This is a genomic window from Bacillota bacterium (assembly GCA_040757085.1).
Classification (GTDB): domain Bacteria; phylum Bacillota; class Sulfobacillia; order JACIYH01; family JACIYH01; genus JACIYH01.
The window spans coordinates 1-18,880 of record JBFLXJ010000029.1 but is presented as its reverse complement, the minus strand read 5'-3'; the positions used below and the strand labels follow the sequence as shown (position 1 = coordinate 18,880).

The following is an 18,880-nucleotide window of genomic DNA, read 5'->3' as shown; positions in this document are numbered from 1 at the left end:
GCGAAAGGCCGGGGGTCACTCGTCATCCGCGAGCCGGTAGCCCGCGATCGCACCGCGCTACTCAGTGACGTGTTCGGGAGCCCCGGATGCGGTTTCCCCTTCCCCCGCAGGGACGACGCCCGGGCGGAGGATGTTGCCCACGGCCATGACCACGCCCGCCACGCGTTTCCTCTGCACAACCAGCAACCCCGCAGTGAGGAACAGGTAGATGATGCTGAACACGAAGTGCAGGTGCGGGGTCAGAAGCTGGCTCACAAACAGCACCATGAGGGCCAGGGCTGCCCCCACCGTGTAGTCCATGTTGGCCAGGACGGCGATGGCGAAGGCGCTCTGGGCCACGGTGAGAAGCACTTCCTGCACTTGGCGGTGGTCCAGAACCAGAGGATGGATACTGCTGGTGGAAACAGCGTAGGTCAGGGGCAGCATGCCGATGAGCAGGGTCCACTGGTTGACCTTGGAAGAAATCATGGTGCGCACACCCAGGTGAGCTCGCCCCTGCAGAGCGAAGAGGGCCGCCACTATGAACTCGGGGGCCTCCGAGGCCAGGGGTGCCAGCCACTGCACTAGGAAGAACTCGTCGATGCCCAGCATGGTACCCGTCTCCACCAGGCCTTCGGCAAAGCATTCCGCCGACATCAAGATGGCGAAGGCCGCGTAGAGGAACATGGCCACCGTAACGGCCCGCCTGGGCCCCCGGGGCAATGCGGCAAGCGCCTCGGCGGGGCCGATCAGTTCCGGTTCCTCCACCCCCTGTCGGGATGTGGCCCGGATGTACATGACGAAGATGGCAATCAGGATGACGCTATCCAGGAGGGAGAGGGTTCCCTTGATGGGAAGCAGGAAGGCGTACACGGTGGCGATCGTGAGGGCGCCCAGTTCCACCGCGTCCTTCCTTTCGAAGTGGAGAACCGGCTTTTTCGACTTCCACCAGTAAAGAAGGAGTACGGTGCTCCAGCCCAGCCCGATGAGCAACCGGTTGGCCCCGGTCATATTGGCGGCGGCGTACTGGGCGTAGGTGGGATCCTTGCCCGCCTGCCAGGCGAAGTACATGTCCACCGAATACTCCGGCAGTACAGCGATCAGCGACAGGATAGCCACGGCAAGCGCGGCCGATATCTCCAGCTGGGCCACCTCGGCTGCCCAGGAGAGAAGGAAGGCGGCACCGAGGATTGCCAGCCCCGATAGGGCCGCCGTCACCGGAGGGCTGTAGTGGTACCCGATCAGCCGAAGCACGATCCAGGGCATGGCGGCCAGGAAGGCCAGCACCACGGGCAAGAAACGCTTCACCTCGTGTACCTCCATTACATGATTCCCCGGGCGAGCAGCCGGCGATGATCGGAACAAAAAAGACCCCCCGCGGCCAGAGGCCCGGAAGGTCTCGCCCTTGCCATCGCCGGGCCGGGATTACTCCGTGCTGACGGTCCCGGCGCCCCGCAGTTGCGGCAACAACCGCTGGTGCGGGGGGCTACTCCCCTTATCGCAACTTGATAGCACGTCCCCCGCCCATCCGTCAAGACCCGGCGCGCTCCAGCACGCGCCGCGCCTCGGCCAGGTCGCGGATGGTGGTACTGTCGAGCACCTCCAGCATCCGCGCCTGGGCGCGGGCCCAGATCCCCCGCAAGGGGCAGGTGGGCTGGTTCTGGCAACTTCCCTCGTACACCAGGCACCGGGTGATGCCCACTGGCCCTTCAAAGAACTCGATCACCTGGCGCAGCGAGATCTCGCCAGGATCGCGCACCAGTCGCACCCCGCCCGCCGGCCCTCGCGCTGCCTCCACCCACCCCGCCTCTCTCATGCGCCCGAGCAACTGGACGATCAAATTGACGGGAATGCCCTGCCGCCGAGCGATCTCCCGGGAGGGCACCCGCTCTCTCCCTTCCTGGAGGGCCAGATCCACCAGCGCGGCGATGGCATACTCTGCTTTCCTGGTTACCAGCAATCACTAATCACCTGATTCCTAACCTCATCGGTTGCTAATGTACTCCCTGCCCGAAGCAAAATCAAGCGCAAAACCAGGGGAAAAGGGCAGATAGACTCCCGCAGGTATTGACAGGGGCACGAGGAAGATTTATAACTAACTTGGTTAGGAATCCGCAGGTGGTGATCTGCCGTGTCCATGCGATGCCCCGGCCAGGACAGGCGTTTCTGGATGCCCGCCGACATATTCGAGCACCCCTGCCCCCACTGCGGCAACACCCTGGAGTTCTGGAAAGACGACATATCCGTGTGCTGCCCACGTTGCGGCAGCCGGGTCTTCAACCCCCGTTTCGACCCCGGTTGTGCCGCCTGGTGCGCTTACGCCCAACAGTGTCTGGGGGAAATCGCCAGAGGAATGCCACCCCGCCGGGAGCGGGACCAGCTCGACTCCCCTCCCGCCGGCGAGAAAGGAGCAGGAAAATGAAGAGGCTTATCGTGAGGATTGACGAGGAAAAGTGCAACGGCTGCGGGTTGTGCATCCCCGCCTGCGCGGAAGGGGCCCTGAAGATCGTTGACGGCAAGGCCCGCCTCGTGGATGACCGCCTTTGTGACGGCCTGGGTGCGTGCCTGGGCCACTGCCCGCAGGGCGCCATCACCGTCGAGGAACGGGAGGCTGACCCCTTCGCCCCGCCCCACCCCGCGGATCACGCACCCCCCCGAACTTCCGCGCACGCAGCAACGATGGTGGAAGACAGGGCAGAACCTGTGATGGAGCATGGGGCGGCGCCTCCCGCACCGGAGCTGCCCTGTGGATGCCCGGGCGCGGCCGTGAGGGCTCTGTCATCTACGCTGGGGAACTGGCCCCTGCAAATTCACCTGGTGCCGCCGGGAGCCCCGTTCCTCCAGAACGCGGACCTGGTGGTGGCGGCCGACTGCACCGCCTTCGCCTGCCCCGATTTCCACCGCCGCTTCCTGCCCGGCCGGGCCCTGCTGGTGGGGTGCCCCAAGCTCGACGATGTCCCGGCCTACATCGAGAAGCTGGCGGCCATCGTGGGCACGGCACACCCGGAGCGCATCACCGTGGTGCACATGGAAGTCCCCTGCTGCTTCGGCATGACGTACGTAGTGCGACAGGCCCTTGCCCGAGCAGGAGCCAGCATCCCCACAGACGAGGTTGTGATAACGGTCAGGGGAGAGGTCAGGCTGCCATCGGCCTGAACCGCTCAGGACATGGGCACCTGGCGCAGTATCTTGCCCTCGATCCGTCCGAATATCTCCGGCAGGCTGCGGCCGGTGATGGTGAGGCCGTGGTTCTTCAGCCCCACCACCGCGCAGGCGGGGTCGGGGCTCCTGCTCACCAGGTCGGCCACCGCGCAGGCCAGCTCGTAGGTGCCGCACGGGTAGTTCACTTCGGTGGAAGGAACACCATCCATCCAGGCGTGCACGTGGACGATGGCCTTCACCTCGGGGTGGGTGGTGTATATCATCCAGTGCTCAATGGCGTCCACCGAAACCCGTCGCGGTTCCACGTGCGGGGGAACACTCAGGATCATGGCGTTTTTCTCGGGGTCGTATCCGGTCACCAGCAGGATGTCGCGCCCGATTGTCTCCAGGCGGGCCTTGTTCACCCCGCTGGCGCTCATCCAGTAACTGCGGGGTCCGTGGCGGGCGCTCAGGTTCCCGTAACTCAGGCCCCCGATCCCGTACAGGTGCTGCACGTGCCGGAAATCCCTCTCGGAGAGGATTTCCCGGATGGGGAACGGGGCGGGGAGCAGATCCAGTTCCTCCAGCTTCCTGCTCGCCCAGCGCAATTGCTCGGTGACTTCGTCCCCGTTCCACAGTTCCGGGGGCAGGTCGGGCACGAACTCGTTCCTGATCACCAGCCGCGAGGAGGCCAGCGGTGCCAGGCGCTCGTATATACGGGCAAAGTAGGCGGCGTCCCCCGGCTCAACGGCCAGTGGATAGTAGCCCCGTTCCAGGGTTACGAAGTATGTCTCCCGGACGGCCCGCTCTTCGCCCACCACGTAGATCAGGAGGTTGGAAAGCGACTGCACCAGTAACGGGTAGGCAGCCCTGAGGATGTCGGCCGGTCTCTCCGGCACCTGGATGACGGAGACCACGAAAGTCGCCTGCGACCGGCGCCGGTAGGGTTCCGGCCGCTCCGCCCGCGTGAAGTTGAGCACCAGCCGGATGTCGTCGCTGCCGGCGTCCACAAGGGTATGACCGTGCCGGCGCAGCACATCCTCCAGCCCCGCCGCCAGCCAGTCCAGGGCCGGCGTTTGTCTTTCCCCCGCAAAGGCGAAGTTCACTCTGCCACCTCCTGCAACAGTTGAGCAACCAGCTCTTGTATTTCGTCCCGCACCCGGCGGAACACGGCCATGATCTCTTCCTCCGTCCCCTCCGCCCGGGCCGGATCGGGAAGCGGCCAGTGCAGGCGGCGGATGTGGGGAGGGGTCACGGGGCACCGGTCGCGGGCGTCACCACACAGAGTAACCACCAGATCCATGGAACGCAAGAGGTCGGGATCGATGGCCCTGGAGACCTGCCCCGAGATGTCTATCCCCAGTTCTCTCATCACCTCCACCGCCCGGGGATTGAGCCCGGCGGGCTCCAGGCCGGCACTGTATACCTGCCACCTGTCACCGCCCAGGTGACGGGCGAACCCCGCCGCCATCTGGCTGCGGCATGAATTGCCGGTACAGAGGAACATGACGCGCTTCTTCGCCATACCGACAACCCTCCACGAGCAACATCGCGCGATAGGCACCGTCATGCACCGGCCGGCACCCTCGCGGCCCAACTGGTGCACCCTCGCCAGACGGGCGCCCGCGGCCGCGCACTGGCTCTGCCGCTTCATTGAGGATTACGGCCAGCAGGCTGCCTATTCCTCCTGGGCGGGGCCATGGTGCGAATAAACAGGGCTGGCCGGGAAAGCATAACTGACGGTATCACCACGGGAAAGGAAGGTGGGGAAATGCCAACCCAGAGGGAACTCACGGAACTGAGCGAGATGATCAGGGAGCAGCAGGACGCCGCGCGGAAGCTGACCATCCTTTCGGACCAGTGTCAGGACCCCAGGCTGCGGAGCATGATCGACAGCCACTCCAACCGCTTCCGCAACAACGTCCGGAAGCTGGAAGGGCACCTGGGCGTCCACGGGCGCCTGGGCGGCACCGACGTAGAGGTCGGCACCATCGGGGGCCCCGTGACCCGCGAGTTTGGTGCCCGCAGCCCAGAACGCATCTTCTCCGATCGCGACATCGCCAGCGACTGCCTGAAGGACTGCAAGTACTTCGCCACCCGGGCCACCATGGCCGCCGCGGAAGCCTCCAACCCCAACCTGCGCAACGACCTCCTTTCGCAGGCTTCCGAGCACCTGGGCATGGCCTACGAACTGTACAAGTTCATGGAGGACAAGGGCTGGTACAAGCACCCCTCGGCCCGGCCCGAGGACGTCAACTCGGTCGCCCAGTGGCTGCAGGGGACCGCCCCCAGAGCTTGAACATACGGGCAGCACGTAAATCGGGCAGGACGGAAGTGTGAGAGCGGCAGGCAAGTGCCGCTCTCTCCGTTTCCGGCAGCCGTCCTCCTTGTGTCCTACCATAACCCCTGCCTTGCTACCCTGCTCCGGGACCCGTGAACTTCCGGCATCCAGACCCACCAAGTCCCAGCAGGTCAACTGGCAGTGGGTCCGGCCAGGAGCTCGTTCCCCCTGGGTATGACACCCGTTGAGCGACGGAACGGTACTTGCCGCGCTCGCCCTGCCTCACGCGCACACGGCCCGACCTCTCACGGCTAACCCTGACGGGAGGAATGTGACCACTCGCGTCGAATAGTGTACACGAGAGTGTGGAACCGATTCCCGAGTTCTGGCACGGTTGTGGAACGGATTCCACGTGGCGCAGGGCAGTCCTGATGCCGGAAGAGAGGTCACGTGCTGGTGGACAAGCCTCGATCGGCTGCCCCATCGTCCCATCCGGCGGGGACCGACAGGAAACCCCCCACGATCAGGGATGTCGCCCGGCGTGCCGGGGTGGGAGTGGCCACGGTGTCCCGAGTGCTGAACAGCAACGGGTACGTCAGCAACGCCACCCGGCAGAAGGTGCTGCGGGCAGTAGAGGAGCTGAACTATCAGCCCAACAACCTGGCCCGCAGCCTGGCTACCGGCAGAAGCCGTCTCATAGCCCTGGTCATCCCCGACATCACCAACCCCTTCTTCCCCACCATCGCCCGCGGCGTCGAGGACGCAGCCAGCACCATGGGTTACACGGTGGTCCTGTGTAACACCGACGGCGACACAGCCCAGGAGATGGCCTATGTCAAGACCCTCAGGGAGCGCCGGGTCGACGGCATCATCTTTACGGTCAGCTCTTGCGACAGCACGGCCGTATGGGAGTTGTTGCGCGGGCATTTCCCGCTGGCCCTCATCGACCGGCAGGTCGAGGGTGCCCGGGTGGATGCGGTCCTGGTGGACAACGTCGCGTCCGCCCGGGAGGCCACCCGCCATCTTATCCGCCTCGGGCACCGGCGGATCGCCCACATCAGCGGGCCACCGCAACTGACCACCAGCCGGGATCGCCTGAGGGGCTACCTGGAGGCCCTCGGGGAGGCCGGTCTGGAGGCAAACGAAACCCTCATCAGGGCGGGGGATTTCAGGTACCCTTCCGGTTATGCGCGGATGAAAGAACTGCTCGAGGCCCCAGATCCCCCGACTGCGGTATTTGCCGCCAACGACCTGATGGCCATCGGCGCCATCCGGGCCCTGGAGGAGTCAGGCCGCCGGGTGCCCGACGACGTGGCGGTAGTGGGCTTCGATGACATCCTGCTGGCGTCGCTGGTAAGGCCGGCCCTCACCACGGTCAGCCAGCCAGCGTACCAGATGGGGGTCACGGCTACCGAGCTGCTCATCCGGCGGATGTACGGCCGGGTCACCGGACCCCCGCAAGAGGTATTCCTGACCCCCCAACTGGTGATCAGGGAATCTTGTGGAGGGAAGGAGCACACCGGGTGAAGGCGGATATAGTCGTCATCGGCAGTCTCAACGTGGACCTCGTGGTACGCACCGCACGCCGACCAGCTCCCGGTGAGACCGTCTCCGGGGACGAGTTCAGGATGATACCTGGGGGCAAGGGGGCCAACCAGGCGGTGGCCGCCGCCCGTTTGGGCGGCAAAGTGGCCATGCTGGGCCGGGTGGGAGATGATCCCTTTGGCCAGAGCCTCGTTGGCAGCCTCAGGGCGGCAGGAGTACACACAGACGGGGTCCTGCGGACCCCGGGCGTGCCCACCGGCACGGCCCTGATCATCGTTGAGCACAGCGGCCAGAACAGCATCGTGGTGGTAGCGGGCGCCAACGGCTTGCTGTCTCCGGCCGACGTGGAGACTGCAGCCGAGGTAATCGCTTCCGCCAGGGTCCTCATGCTCCAGCTGGAAATACCGTTGGACACCGTCCGCAAGGCGGTGGAACTGGCGCACAACAGGCGGGTAACGGTTCTGCTCGACCCGGCCCCGGCGCGGCCGCTTCCACCTGAACTCCTGCGCCAGGTGGACATCATCACTCCCAACGAGAGCGAGGCAGCGGTCTTGACCGGCCGCCAGGTGACGGACTTAAAGAGTGCCAAGCTGGCCGCCTCCGACCTCCTCAGGCAGGGTGCCAATCGGGTACTGATCAAGCTGGGTCCACGGGGGGCGCTGCTGGCCGAGGGCAACCGGTTCGAGCACTGCCGCGGCTTCCCGGTAGAGGCAGTTGACACCACTGCCGCCGGAGATGCCTTTGCCGGGGGCCTGGCGGTGGCCCTGGTGGAGGGAAAAGACCTGAGCAACGCGGTGACCTTCGCCAACGCCGTGGGGGCCCTGTCCGTTACCAGGTTCGGGGCCCAAACCTCCATGCCCTCACGGCCTGAGGTGGAGCAATTCCTGCGGGAGAGGGGGTGAAGTGAGAGATCGCCACGATGAAGTGGATCATAGACACTGATCCCGGGATTGACGATGCGGCGGCCATCATCACCGCCATACGTTCGGGCCTGGACGTGATCGGCATCACGGCGGTGTTCGGCAACTCACCTCTCCACCACACGCTCAGGAACAGCCTGCGCCTGGTGGAGTTGCTAGACGCGGACGTCCCCGTGCACGGGGGTGCCGAGCAGGCACTGCTGGAGCCGCCCCACCACGCACTCGACGTCCACGGCGAAGACGGTTTTGGGAACACCTTCCTGCCCGACCCGGCGCGCAGGCCCGCCGAGGGCCACGCCGTGGACTTCCTCCTGGAAAGCGCACGGCGCCATCCCAGTCAGCTGAGTATCCTCGCCCTGGGTCCGCTGACCAACCTCGCCCTGGCCATCGCCCAGGACCGCAGTTTTTGCCGGGCGGTCCACCACATCGTGCTCATGGGAGGAACCAGCGACGCCCGGGGCAACACGACCGCGGTGGCCGAGTTCAACGTCCACGCCGACCCCGAGGCGGCGGCCATCGTGTTCGCATCCGGGATCCCCATCACCATGGTGCCCTGGGAGACCACACTGAAGGCGGTACTGGGACCCGAGATGGTGGATGTCCTGCAGAGCTCGGATCGCCCCCTGGCCCGCACTTTCTTCCAGGCTAGCCGCGTCCTCGCCAGGTTAGTGCAGGAGCGCCTGGGGCTGAAAGGGCTCGTCCTCTGCGACCTGGTCGCAGCCGCCGTGGCGCTGGATCCGGGCATCATGACCGAAAAGGCCCACGCCCATGTGGCGGTGGAAACCTGCGGGACCATCGCCCGCGGGCTGACCGCGGTCGACTACGCCGGTCTCAGCGGTCGCCCGCCCAACGCCACCGTGTGCCTGGGCGTGGACAGGCGCCGCGTGGGCGAATTGTTCCTGAAAGCCCTGACCGATTGAGCGGTCAGAAAACAGCCAAAAAGGAGGTCCGGAACGTGAGGAAACTGGTGTCCGTTCTGCTGGTCGCAGCCCTGGTGCTGGGAGCCCTGGCTCTGGGCGGGTGCGCCAAGAAAGAAGAGCCCAAAGAGACCGGCTCCCAGCAGGGCGGCGAAAAGCCCCTGCGGGTCGTGCTCCTCATCAACGGCACGCTGGGCGACAAGTCCTTCTTCGACTCCGCCGCCGCCGGCATCGAAGCCGCCAAGAAGGAACTGGGCATCGAAGCCAAGATCATCGAGATGGGGACTGACCCCAGCAAGTGGGAACCCACCCTGGCCGACGTCTCCGAACAGAAGTGGGACCTGATCATCGTCGGTACCTGGCAGATGACCGAGCACCTGGAAAAGATCGCCCCCAAGTACCCGAACAACCGGTATGTCATCTTCGACACGGCGGTCGACTACAGCAAGGGTAACCTCGGCAACGTGTACTCCATCCTGTACAAGCAAAACGAGGGCTCTTACCTCGCCGGTGCCCTGGCCGCCATGGTGACCACGTCGAAGATGCCGCTGGCCAACGACAAGAAGATCATCGGCTTCCTGGGTGGCATGGACATCCCGGTCATCAACGACTTCCTGGTCGGCTACATCCAGGGCGCCAGGAGCGTGGTTCCCGACATCAAGGTGGCCATCTCCTACGTGGGGGACTTCGCCAACCCCGCCAAGGGCAAGGAAATGGCGCTGGCCCAGTACCAGATGGGGGCCGACATCGGCTTCAACGTGGCGGGCCAGACCGGGCTTGGTCAGTTGGATGCAGCCAAGGAAATGAACCGGTACGCCATCGGCGTGGATTCCGACCAGGCCTTGCTGTTCAAGGACTCCGACCCGGCCAAGGCTAAGCTGATCATCACCTCTATGCTCAAGCGGGTCGACAACTCCCTGCTACGTGCCATCAAGCTGTACAAGGAAGGCAAGCTCACCTTCGGCCAGGCCGAGAACCTGGGCCTGAAAGAAGAGGCCGTGGGCCTGGCTGACAACGAGTTCTACCGCGAACTCGTGCCCCAGGAGTTCCGGACGAAGCTGGACGAGATCAAGCAGAAGATCGTCAAGGGCGAAATCGTGGTCGACACCGCCTTCGGCATGGACACCAAGAAGCTGGACGAACTGCGCAATTCGGTCAAGCCCTAGGTACAGCGGGGCCGGGCGATTAAAATCTCGCCCGGCCCCTGCTCCCCCTGAGGCGGGAGCGCCGGGAGGGTCTCGATGGACATCCTGCTGGAAATGAGGAACATCACCAAGGTGTATCCCAACGGCGTGGTCGCCAACCGGGGGGTCAACTTCTCCGTGCGGCCCGGCGAGATCCACGCCCTGGTGGGCGAAAACGGCGCCGGCAAGACCACCTTGATGAAGATCCTGTTCGGGCTCGAGCGACCCGACGGGGGCACCATCTTGTACAAAGGCCGCCCCGTCCAGATCACCTCGCCGCACATGGCCATTTCCCACGGTATCGGCATGGTGCACCAGCACTTCATGCTGGTGCCCTCGCTGACCGTCGCCGACAATATGGTCCTGGGCCTGGAGCCGCGGCGGGGCATCTTTTACGACAGCGCGCGGGCCGTCGAATTGACCGCCGAGCTGGCCAGGAACTACAACCTCCCGGTAGACCCGTCCGCCAGGGTGCGGGACATCCCGGTGGGCATGCGACAGAAGGTGGAGATCCTCAAGGCCCTCATGCGGGGTGCCGAGCTCCTGGTCCTGGACGAGCCTACCGCCGTGCTCACCCCCCAGGAAACAGAAGAACTCTTCGCGGCCCTCGTCAACCTGAAAGAGCGCGGCCATACCATCATTTTTATCTCCCACAAGCTACGCGAGGTCAAGGCCATCTCCGACCGTGTCACCGTGATGCGCGGCGGCCGGGTGGTGGGAGTGCTGGAGACTGCTTCGGCCACGGAGCCCGACATCTCGCGTCTAATGGTAGGCCGTGACGTCGCATTGCGCATCGACAAGCTGCCCACCCAGCCCGGGGAGCCGGTACTGGAAATAAGGGGACTGCGGTATGTGGCGGAGACGGGCAAGGAAGTGCTCAAGGGGATCGACCTGGTGCTGTACTCCGGCGAAATCCTGGGTATCGCCGGGGTGGAGGGCAACGGCCAGCGCGAGCTGGTCGAAATCCTCACCGGTCTGCGCAGAGCGTCGGCGGGAAAGGTGTTGGTGGATGGGGTGGATGTGACCGACGCCACGCCGCGGGAGATCAGGGCCCGCGGGGTCTCCCACATCCCCGAGGACCGCATGGTCCACGGGGTGGCCGAACGCGGCAGCATCGAAGAAAACCTCATCTCCGATCGGTTCTTCACGCCAGCTTACAACCGGGGCCTCCTCATGGATCCCAGGGCGGTGACGGAAACTGCCCGGGCCCTGATCAGGGAGTTCGATATCCGGACCCGCTCGACCCGGACCCCGGTGAGGATGCTCTCGGGAGGAAATATCCAGAAAGTAGTCGTTGCCCGGGAACTTTCCTCTAACCCCAGGGTGATCATTGCCAACCAGCCCACCCGGGGAATCGACGTGGGGGCAACCGAATTCATTCACCGCAAACTCATGGACTACTGCCGCAAAGGGGTGGCGGTCCTGCTCGTCTCGGCCGATCTCAACGAGGTGATGGGCTTGAGCGACCGCCTGGCCGTCATGTACAGTGGCGAGATCGTGGCCCTGTTCCCCGACTCAAGGAACGTAACGGAAGAAGAACTGGGGCTTTACATGCTCGGTGTCAAGCGGCAAACACCGGACCCCGACGACCGCGAGGAGGTCAGGTCCAAGTGAGGCGGGAGTTTCTCTTTGAGGCCATCCGGACTGCCGCGGCAGTAGTGCTGGCCCTGGCCCTGGGGTTCCTGGTGACCTATCTGGTCTCCGGGGAACCTGCCGAGGCCTTTGGCACCCTCATTTTCGGGCCCCTCACGTCCGCCCGCCGGTTCGGCAATTTCATCGAGATGGCCATTCCCCTGACCTTTACCGGACTGGCCGTGTCTATCGCCTTCCAGGCCAGTCAGTTCAACATCGGTGCCGAGGGCCAACTCTTTTTCGGAGCAGTGGCGGCGACGGTGGTGGGCATCGCCCTGGAATTGCCCCCCGTGATCCACGCCCTGATCGCCCTCCTGGCTGCCGCAGCCGCCGGCGCGCTGGTGGGCTACATCCCCGGGGTCCTCAAAGCCCGGTGGGGTGCCAGCGAACTGGTTTCCTCCCTCATGCTGAACTACATCTTCTACCGCCTGGGCATATACATCATCAACTATCACTTCCGGGACTCTCAGGCCGGAGCCATGGTTTCCTGGCCGCTCAAAGCCAGTTCCTGGCTGCATCAGTTCCTACCACCCACCCGCATTCACTGGGGCATCCTGGTGGCCTTACTCGCCGTCGTGTTCTCACATTGCTTCCTCTACCGCACCCGCTGGGGATATGCCCTGCGGATGACCGGGCTCAACCTGCAATTCGCCCACTACTCGGGGATCAACACAGCCTCCGTCCTCATCTACTCCCAGGCCATCAGCGGTGCCGTCGCCGGGCTGGCCGGGGCCTGCGAGATGCTGGGCATCTACCGCCGCTTCCAGTGGCAGGCCATGCCGGGTTACGGCTTTGACGGTATCATCGTCGCCATCCTGGCCCGGAACAACCCGCTCCTGGTTCCCGCGGCTGCCCTCTTCTTAGCATACCTCCGCACTGGGGCCGACATCATGGCACGCATGACCGACGTGACCAGCGAAATGGTCACCGTGATCCAGTCCATCCTGATCCTGCTCATCACCGCGCAGGCGTTCCTGGCCACTTACAGGCACCGGATGGTGGTGAGGGAGGCAAGAGAGCATGCAGACGCTGCTTGAGTCTATCCTGACCGCGGGGTTTGCCTACTCCATCCTGCGCGTCACCACCCCGGTACTGTTCGCCGCCCTGGGAGCCGTGGTGTCCGACCTGGCCGGAGTCATCAACATCGCCCTGGAAGGGATCATGCTCACCGCCGCTTTCACGGGCGTGGTGGTCAGTGCCCTTACCCAAAACGCCTGGCTGGGCCTGCTGGCGGCCATCGCCTCCGGCATCCTCATGGCCCTGATCCTGGGATACTTCTCCCTCAAGCTGAAGACGGACATCATCCTGGCCGGGATCGCCCTCAACCTGGCGGCCAGCGGCGGTACCGTCTTTTTGCTCTACGTGGTCGCCCACGACAAGGGTGTTTCCAGCTCGCTGGCCAGCAAGGTACTGCCTCAGGTGAAGCTACCGCTCCTGCACCACGTACCCGTCCTCGGACCCATCTTTTCCGACCAGCACGTCCTGGTTTACGCCTCCCTCTTGTCCGTCCTGCTGCTGTGGTACTTCCTGTACCGTACCCCGCTGGGCCTGCGCGTGCGGGCGGTGGGAGAGAATCCCCACGCTGCCGAATCGGTGGGGCTCGATGTCCGCCGCATCCAGTTCATCGCCCTGGGTGTGAGCGGGCTCTTGGCCGCCCTGGGCGGCGCCCACCTTTCGATGGGGTACGTATCCTGGTTCGCCCGGGACATGACCGCGGGGCGGGGGTTCATCGGGCTGGCCGCCGCCGCCCTGGGCGGTCGCACCCCCGGCGGTGCCTTCCTGGCCTCCCTCTTCTTTGGCTTTGTGGAGGCCTTTTCAAACTACCTGCAGTCCCTGCGCGTCCCTTCGGAGTTCGTCCAGATGACGCCCTATTTGGCCACCGTCCTCGGCCTGGCCATCTACGCCCGCCAACAAATGGTGCGCCTGGCCCGCCTGGGCCGGAAAGGATGATGCCCGTGCGTAAACCCGTGATCATCGATTGTGACCCGGGACACGACGATGCCATAGCCCTCCTTTTGGCCTTCGCTTCCGACCTCCTCGACGTCAGGGCGGTGACGGTGGTAGCCGGCAACCAGACCCTCGACAAGACTCTGCGCAACGCCCTGCGCGTCCTGAGCTTCGCCGGCATCGAGGTGGAGGTGGCAGCAGGAGCAGGCAAACCCCTGTGCCGACCCCTGATCGTGGCACCGCAAGTCCACGGGGAAAGCGGCCTGGACGGTCCCATCCTGCCCGAGCCCGCGTACGGGCCCAGTCCGCGGTCGGCGGTGGACGTCATTGTGGACACGCTCCGGCGGAGCCCGGCCCCGGTGACCCTCATCCCCACCGGGCCCCTCACCAACGTGGCCCTGGCCCTGTCCGTTGCGCCCGACATCAAGAAGAACATCGAGAGGATCACCCTCATGGGCGGGGCCCCATACGAGGGCAACTGGACGCCGGCGGCCGAGTTCAATATCCTGGTCGATCCCGAGGCCGCCCGTATCGTCTTCGAGTCGGGGGTACCCATCACCATGGTCGGCCTGGACGTCACCCACAAGGCCCAGGTGTATCCTGAAGACGTCCAGGCCCTCTACGCCATGAACCGGCGCGTGGCCCGCATGGTGGCCGAACTGCTGGATTTCTACGCCCTCTTCCACCGGCGGTTTGGTTTCCGGGGAAGCCCGCTGCACGACCCCGTGGCCGTGGCGGCCGTCATCGATCCCACCATGTTGACGACGCGCCACCTGCGCGTGGACATCGAGTGCCACGGCGAGTTTACCACCGGGCGCACGGTGGTGGACATTTACGGGGTGACCGGTAGGCCCCCCAACGCCGACGTGGCCCTCGAGATTGACCGCGAGCGCTTCATGAGGATGCTGTTCGAGGCCCTGGAGAAATACGACTGACCGCGGGCAGGTTCGTGCGCCAGAGTAGCCATGTTGCCGCACCAGGGGGGCTAGCCCGTACCATGATCAAGGCGTGGCAGTGGGAACTCGAGCAACGCAGGCAAGCTGTCCCCAGGATCCTCACGGAAGAGGAACAGACCTGGGATTCCATTTTCAGGGTGAGAGACGCAGAGGACGAGCGCATCAGGATTTACTGGCGCAGCGAGGTCCCCGGGTCGGGGGCGCCCGAGTGCCTGGTGGCCGGGGCGATTCAATCCATGGAAAACCGCGGCCGCCGTGTGGAAGAGGCCGAGGCGCTGTTTGCAGACGGCCTGAAGGCCCTGGAAACGGGAGACCTCGCAACCCTTCACCGGTTGACCTCCTTGATTTTGAAGACCCTCCAGGAGGCGCCCAGGGACGAAGGCTCCCCGTACTGGAAGTTCCACACGCCGACATCGTGGGAGGAACACATCGCCGCCGTTCGGTTCCCTGACCCCGTCCCGGTCTCGCCCCATACACCCCAGTTCACAGAAAGGGTTTATGCCGGCTGGTTGGCGCAGGTGTGCGGAGGCGCCCTCGGGACCGCCCTGGAGGGCTACACCACCGACCGACTCATGGAGGTGTTCGGCGATATCAGAGGCTACGTGCGCAAACCCAACACCTTCAACGATGACATCACCTACGAACTGGCCTTCCTCAAGGCTTTCGAGTACCGGGGCTACCACGTGACGTCGCAAGACATCGCCGAGGAATGGGTGGCACTGATCCCCTTCGGTTGGTCCGCCGAAGACATCGCCCTCAGGAATCTGAAGCTGGGGGTATATCCTCCGGAAAGCGGGCGCCGGTCTAACCCGTTCTCCGAATGGATCGGGGCACAGATGAGGGGCACCGTGTGCGGGCTGGTGGCGCCCGGGGATCCCCGGCAGGCCGCTCGGCTGGCCTGGATCGACGGGGTGATCTCCCACGAGGGCAACGGGGTGCTGGGCGAGGTCTTCAACGCCGTCATGACCTCCCTGGCCTTCGTACGCGGGGACATCCGGGGCATCGTACAGAACGCCATCGACCTGCTGCCCCCCGAGAGCGAATACCATTCCGTCGTACGGGAGGCTCTCGGGGTCTGCAGGGAAGCAAGCGACTGGCTGGCGGCCTGGAGGAAATGCGAGAAGCGTCTGGAGCGGTACAACTGGGTCCACGCCTACCCGAACGCGGCAGCTGAGGTGGTGGCCCTCTGGTTCGGCAACGGGGACTTCGACGAGACCATGCGCATTGTGGCCCTGGCTGGCCAGGACGTGGACTGCAACGCAGCCCAGGTTGCGACGGTGCTGGGCGTAGCGCTCGGCCCGAGCGCCCTCGGCGAGCATTGGACGAAACCCATCGGAGACCGGCTGCAGACTTACGTGCGGGGAATGGAAGAACTGAGCATCGCGCACCTTGCGCGCTGGAACGTCGACTTGGTCAGGAGAGCTTTGGCGCGTTACGACTGACGCGGGCGGAGCCATGCCAGGACTGGAAACTGCCCGCATCGCCTGCGCCAGGGGCCTCCTACATTGCTACCCTGTTCCGGGACCCCTGGGCTCCCGGCAGGCCAAATCTCCGCCCACACCGCGGAACAGCAGTAGAAAGCCACACGCCGGCAACCACGGCTATCCCCGCCACCAGCTGGGCACTCGTTAGCTTCTTCCCCAGGAACAAGTATGCTAAAGCTGCGCCCACCACAGGCACCCCGTTGGTGAAGTTCGCCGCTTCAGCCGAGCTCAGGGACAACAGGGCAAAATTCCCCTGGAACACCCTTCCGCCTGCTCACCACGGAAGCCACCGCGTCACGCAGCACGGATAGCCCTTCCTCAAGCTGCTCGTCGCTGATCACCAGCGGCGGCAAAAAGCGCAGCACGTTCCCGTACCGGCCCGCCTTGAGCAGGATCAACCCGTGTTCGTACGCATACTGGATGATCGCAGCCGCCTCCGCCGTGGCAGGCTCCTTGGTCTGCCGGTCCTTCACCAGTTCCACCGCCACCATGGGCCCCAGCGCCCGCACATCGCCAATCAGGGGATTACAGCTAAACTCCCAAAGCAAGCTCCTCGACCTTGACGCCGCGGCTGACCAGGTAGTTCTTGATGGCGTCCGGGTCGGGGAAGTGTTTCTTCGCCAGTTCCAGGTGCTCCTTCACGAGAGCGGGGCTGGTGCCGGTGATGCGGTGCATGGCCTTTTCGGGGACGCGGTAGTACACCAGCATCAGCACCCGGTCGAACAGGCGCAGGTAGGCGTCCACTGAAGAGGGCGCGTGGTAGATCCTGCGGGCAATCTCGGTGGTGGAAAGACCCTGCAGGGCCAGCTCCACCACGATCGTCTTGTGCGTCAGCGTTCTGCCCATGTCCAGCACCGTGCCGGCCGTGGGCAGCAGCACCCCGAACCGCTCCTGGTACGCCTCCAGGAGTTCGCGGATGAGCCCCGGGCTGATGTGCAGGATCCACTCCAGGTCCACGGTGGTGAGCACCCCGTCCTGCCGCCACGCCTCGGCCGTGATGCGCTCGAGCTGCCTCATCTTGAGCCGCTTCAGTTCCGCCCTGCTCGACGGCGGGCGCTCCATCTCCTCGGGGGTCAGGAGCGTGAGCACCACGGGGACGAACAGGCGTGGGTCGGTGCGGCGGCTGCGGTGGGTACCGTGGGCCAGCCACACCACCTGCCCGGGCTGTAGCTCCGATACCTCCGGGCAGCACCAGGCCCGGATCTCGGCCGCCGTCCTGACCAGCCCCTCGGCCTGGGCGGGCTTGCACCCGTAGTCCGACTCGAGCTTGCTGACCAGGAGGGTGAGGACCTCCCTGGGCGGGTCGGCGGCCTCGGGCCTCCTGGGCACCTGGGGCAACTGGTCGGCGGAGATGGGTTCCTCGGGGAGGAAGCCCTGGCCCTTGGCTCCCCGCTGCCGGGCCAGTTCGCCCTGGTCCAGGAGTTGCCACACGTCCTGCACGGTGGCGGCGGGGTTTTCCACCTGCAGCCGCTCGAGTTCCAGGTGCTCGATCTGGCGCTTCACCGCCTCCACCCTGAGCTCCCCGAGGCGGGAGATGGTCCCGGGATCAAGCAGGGGCAGCCTCACGTTCTTGCCCTGGTAGGTGACGAGCATCTCGCCCGGCCTGACCCGCTCGATCCCGTGCTGCTTCTCCCAGGCCTCCATGGCCTCGTTGGTCATCCGGGCCACGGCTTCCGCGAGGTATGACTGGGGCGCCAGTTCGAACCGCGCCCTGAGGTGGGACACCTGGACTGGCAGAAGGTCCCTTGCGGGAAGGGTCGCGTACCTTTCGCTCCCCTTCCGCTCTCGGGTCACTGTATCTCCTCCCTTTGCGCCCCTTTTTTCTCCGGGGGGTGGGCCTCGGCCATCCGGCGGATCCTGGCCATGCGGAAGATGTAGTCGTCCGTGGCCGTGAACTCCCGGTAGAGGGCCGCGTACTTTTCCACCAGCCTGCGCGACCTGCCCACGGCCATCCTCACCGCGGGCACGGGCATGCCCAGGTCCAGGCAGTAGGTCACGCGGGCAAAGTCGATCAGGTACCGCTCGATGCTCTCGTAGCTGTGCCCCGTGCGGCGCACGATGTCCGTCTCCGTGTACCCGTCCATGTAGAGCCGGATGATCTTCTCCGCGTGCGACAGCGTGGGGCCCATGTCGGCCACCCGGCCCCGGATGGGCAGCACCACCTTGGGGTGCTCCTTCATGCAGTCGGCCACCGCGTCGGTGGACAGCCCCAGCAAAAAGCCGAGGTCGGCCAGCGACAGGGCCACGCATTGGGCGTAGGCGGAGGTGGCAAGACGCTCCAGGCGCGCCCACTTGAGCGCCTGGGGACTCTCCCGGTTCACCAGGGCCCAATCTTCCGGGGTGACGTAGTCCAGGATGACCTCCCGCAGGGTGCAGTCGCGCAGGCTCTTCCCCGGGGGCTCCGCACTCGACACCCCGAAGTACACCACCTGGCCCGAGGCCCGGTGCCGGCGGGAGATGCGGTAGGCGAGGTCGCTCACCTCCTGGCAGAACCGCTCCGAGGAGGCGGGGGTGTAGCCGTGCCGCTGCCGCAGCAGGGCTAAGAAGGCTTCCCGCTCCTGCCCCGGGCGTGCTTTGGGCGGCGGCAGCACGCCCTTTTGGGGCACCCTCTCCCGGGCACCGTCTTTGCTGTCCCGGTAGCGGGCCCAGAGTCCCAGCCAGCCGGCCACCACCTCGGGGGGCTCGCCAATTGCTTCCGCGATCTCGTCTGCGGGCCGGTCAGAAAGGGCCACCGCGTACTGGAACCCCAGGTACCACTTGCTGAACAGGTGCCGCGACACCGCCAGCTCCCGCCGGATGGTGGCCGGGTCGTCCCCCCGCAGGTAGCGGTCCACGGCCAGCACTGCCCGCGGCGTGGTGAGCCTCTCCCGCATCTTCCTGCTCATCCCCGCCAG

Annotated in this window: 19 protein-coding genes and 1 pseudogene; 12 read left to right on the top strand and 8 right to left on the bottom strand. The window is 65.3% G+C overall.

What is annotated here, in order from left to right; translation table 11 throughout:
• Positions 1-57 precede the first annotated feature (57 nt).
• Together AB1446_11155 and AB1446_11150 are read right to left on the bottom strand one after the other, a co-directional pair.
• On the bottom strand, positions 58-1,287 hold the full coding sequence (locus AB1446_11155; GenBank protein ID MEW6547450.1) for a sodium:calcium antiporter: 1,230 nt from the start codon (positions 1,285-1,287) through the stop codon (positions 58-60).
• A 223-nt stretch (positions 1,288-1,510) separates the two neighbouring features.
• Complete coding sequence (locus tag AB1446_11150; GenBank protein MEW6547449.1) at positions 1,511-1,939, bottom strand: Rrf2 family transcriptional regulator; 429 nt, start codon at positions 1,937-1,939, stop codon at positions 1,511-1,513.
• A gap of 171 nt (positions 1,940-2,110) precedes the next feature.
• On the opposite strand from AB1446_11150, the gene AB1446_11145 reads away from it, so the two are divergent.
• Together AB1446_11145 and AB1446_11140 are read left to right on the top strand one after the other, a co-directional pair.
• The gene (locus tag AB1446_11145; protein MEW6547448.1) at positions 2,111-2,401 is read left to right on the top strand and encodes a hypothetical protein; all 291 of its coding nucleotides are present in this window, start codon (positions 2,111-2,113) and stop codon (positions 2,399-2,401) included.
• Positions 2,398-3,135 (top strand): 4Fe-4S binding protein, encoded by a 738-nt coding sequence (locus tag AB1446_11140; protein MEW6547447.1) that lies wholly within the window; start codon positions 2,398-2,400, stop codon positions 3,133-3,135. The genes AB1446_11145 and AB1446_11140 overlap by 4 nt, the downstream gene beginning before the upstream one ends.
• Positions 3,136-3,140: 5 nt before the next feature.
• Here AB1446_11140 and AB1446_11135 read toward each other — a convergent pair whose 3' ends face one another.
• Positions 3,141-4,226: a class II aldolase/adducin family protein gene (locus AB1446_11135; GenBank protein MEW6547446.1), complete on the bottom strand. Its 1,086-nt coding sequence runs from the start codon at positions 4,224-4,226 to the stop codon at positions 3,141-3,143.
• Entirely contained in the window at positions 4,223-4,645 is a 423-nt protein-coding gene (gene arsC / locus AB1446_11130) for an arsenate reductase (thioredoxin) (protein MEW6547445.1), read from the bottom strand. The genes AB1446_11135 and arsC overlap by 4 nt, the downstream gene beginning before the upstream one ends.
• Before the next feature lie 246 nt (positions 4,646-4,891).
• Between arsC and AB1446_11125 the strand changes: the two genes are divergently transcribed.
• The 10 genes from AB1446_11125 (at position 4,892) to AB1446_11080 (ending at position 15,944) form a co-directional block, all read left to right on the top strand.
• Positions 4,892-5,419 carry a spore coat protein gene (locus tag AB1446_11125; protein MEW6547444.1) on the top strand — a complete coding sequence of 176 codons (528 nt, stop codon included), beginning with the start codon at positions 4,892-4,894 and terminating at the stop codon, positions 5,417-5,419.
• A 504-nt stretch (positions 5,420-5,923) separates the two neighbouring features.
• On the top strand, positions 5,924-6,928 hold the full coding sequence (locus tag AB1446_11120; protein ID MEW6547443.1) for a LacI family DNA-binding transcriptional regulator: 1,005 nt from the start codon (positions 5,924-5,926) through the stop codon (positions 6,926-6,928).
• The gene (gene rbsK / locus AB1446_11115; protein MEW6547442.1) at positions 6,925-7,848 is read left to right on the top strand and encodes a ribokinase; all 924 of its coding nucleotides are present in this window, start codon (positions 6,925-6,927) and stop codon (positions 7,846-7,848) included. Before AB1446_11120 ends, rbsK begins: the two co-directional genes overlap by 4 nt.
• A 17-nt stretch (positions 7,849-7,865) precedes the next feature.
• Positions 7,866-8,786 (top strand): nucleoside hydrolase, encoded by a 921-nt coding sequence (locus tag AB1446_11110; GenBank protein MEW6547441.1) that lies wholly within the window; start codon positions 7,866-7,868, stop codon positions 8,784-8,786.
• A gap of 35 nt (positions 8,787-8,821) precedes the next feature.
• Entirely contained in the window at positions 8,822-9,949 is a 1,128-nt protein-coding gene (locus tag AB1446_11105) for a BMP family ABC transporter substrate-binding protein (protein ID MEW6547440.1), read from the top strand.
• A 75-nt stretch (positions 9,950-10,024) separates the two neighbouring features.
• Complete coding sequence (locus tag AB1446_11100; GenBank protein ID MEW6547439.1) at positions 10,025-11,581, top strand: ABC transporter ATP-binding protein; 1,557 nt, start codon at positions 10,025-10,027, stop codon at positions 11,579-11,581.
• Entirely contained in the window at positions 11,578-12,636 is a 1,059-nt protein-coding gene (locus AB1446_11095; GenBank protein ID MEW6547438.1) for an ABC transporter permease, read from the top strand. The genes AB1446_11100 and AB1446_11095 overlap by 4 nt, the downstream gene beginning before the upstream one ends.
• The gene (locus AB1446_11090; GenBank protein ID MEW6547437.1) at positions 12,620-13,549 is read left to right on the top strand and encodes an ABC transporter permease; all 930 of its coding nucleotides are present in this window, start codon (positions 12,620-12,622) and stop codon (positions 13,547-13,549) included. The genes AB1446_11095 and AB1446_11090 overlap by 17 nt, the downstream gene beginning before the upstream one ends.
• 5 nt (positions 13,550-13,554) lie before the next feature.
• A complete protein-coding gene (locus AB1446_11085; protein ID MEW6547436.1) occupies positions 13,555-14,481 on the top strand; it encodes a nucleoside hydrolase in 927 nt (308 codons plus the stop codon).
• 62 nt (positions 14,482-14,543) lie between these two features.
• Complete coding sequence (locus AB1446_11080; protein MEW6547435.1) at positions 14,544-15,944, top strand: ADP-ribosylglycohydrolase family protein; 1,401 nt, start codon at positions 14,544-14,546, stop codon at positions 15,942-15,944.
• A gap of 58 nt (positions 15,945-16,002) precedes the next feature.
• Here AB1446_11080 and AB1446_11075 read toward each other — a convergent pair whose 3' ends face one another.
• The 4 genes and pseudogenes from AB1446_11075 to AB1446_11060 all read right to left on the bottom strand — a co-directional run.
• Positions 16,003-16,173 carry a hypothetical protein gene (locus AB1446_11075; GenBank protein MEW6547434.1) on the bottom strand — a complete coding sequence of 57 codons (171 nt, stop codon included), beginning with the start codon at positions 16,171-16,173 and terminating at the stop codon, positions 16,003-16,005.
• 31 nt (positions 16,174-16,204) lie between these two features.
• Positions 16,205-16,507: pseudogene (locus AB1446_11070) on the bottom strand (aminotransferase class III-fold pyridoxal phosphate-dependent enzyme).
• Positions 16,508-16,517: 10 nt separating this feature from the next.
• A complete protein-coding gene (locus AB1446_11065; GenBank protein MEW6547433.1) occupies positions 16,518-17,780 on the bottom strand; it encodes a DUF1670 domain-containing protein in 1,263 nt (420 codons plus the stop codon).
• Positions 17,777-18,880: DUF1670 domain-containing protein (locus AB1446_11060; GenBank protein MEW6547432.1), on the bottom strand; the 1,104-nt coding region annotated here is incomplete at its 5' end. The genes AB1446_11065 and AB1446_11060, both read right to left, overlap by 4 nt.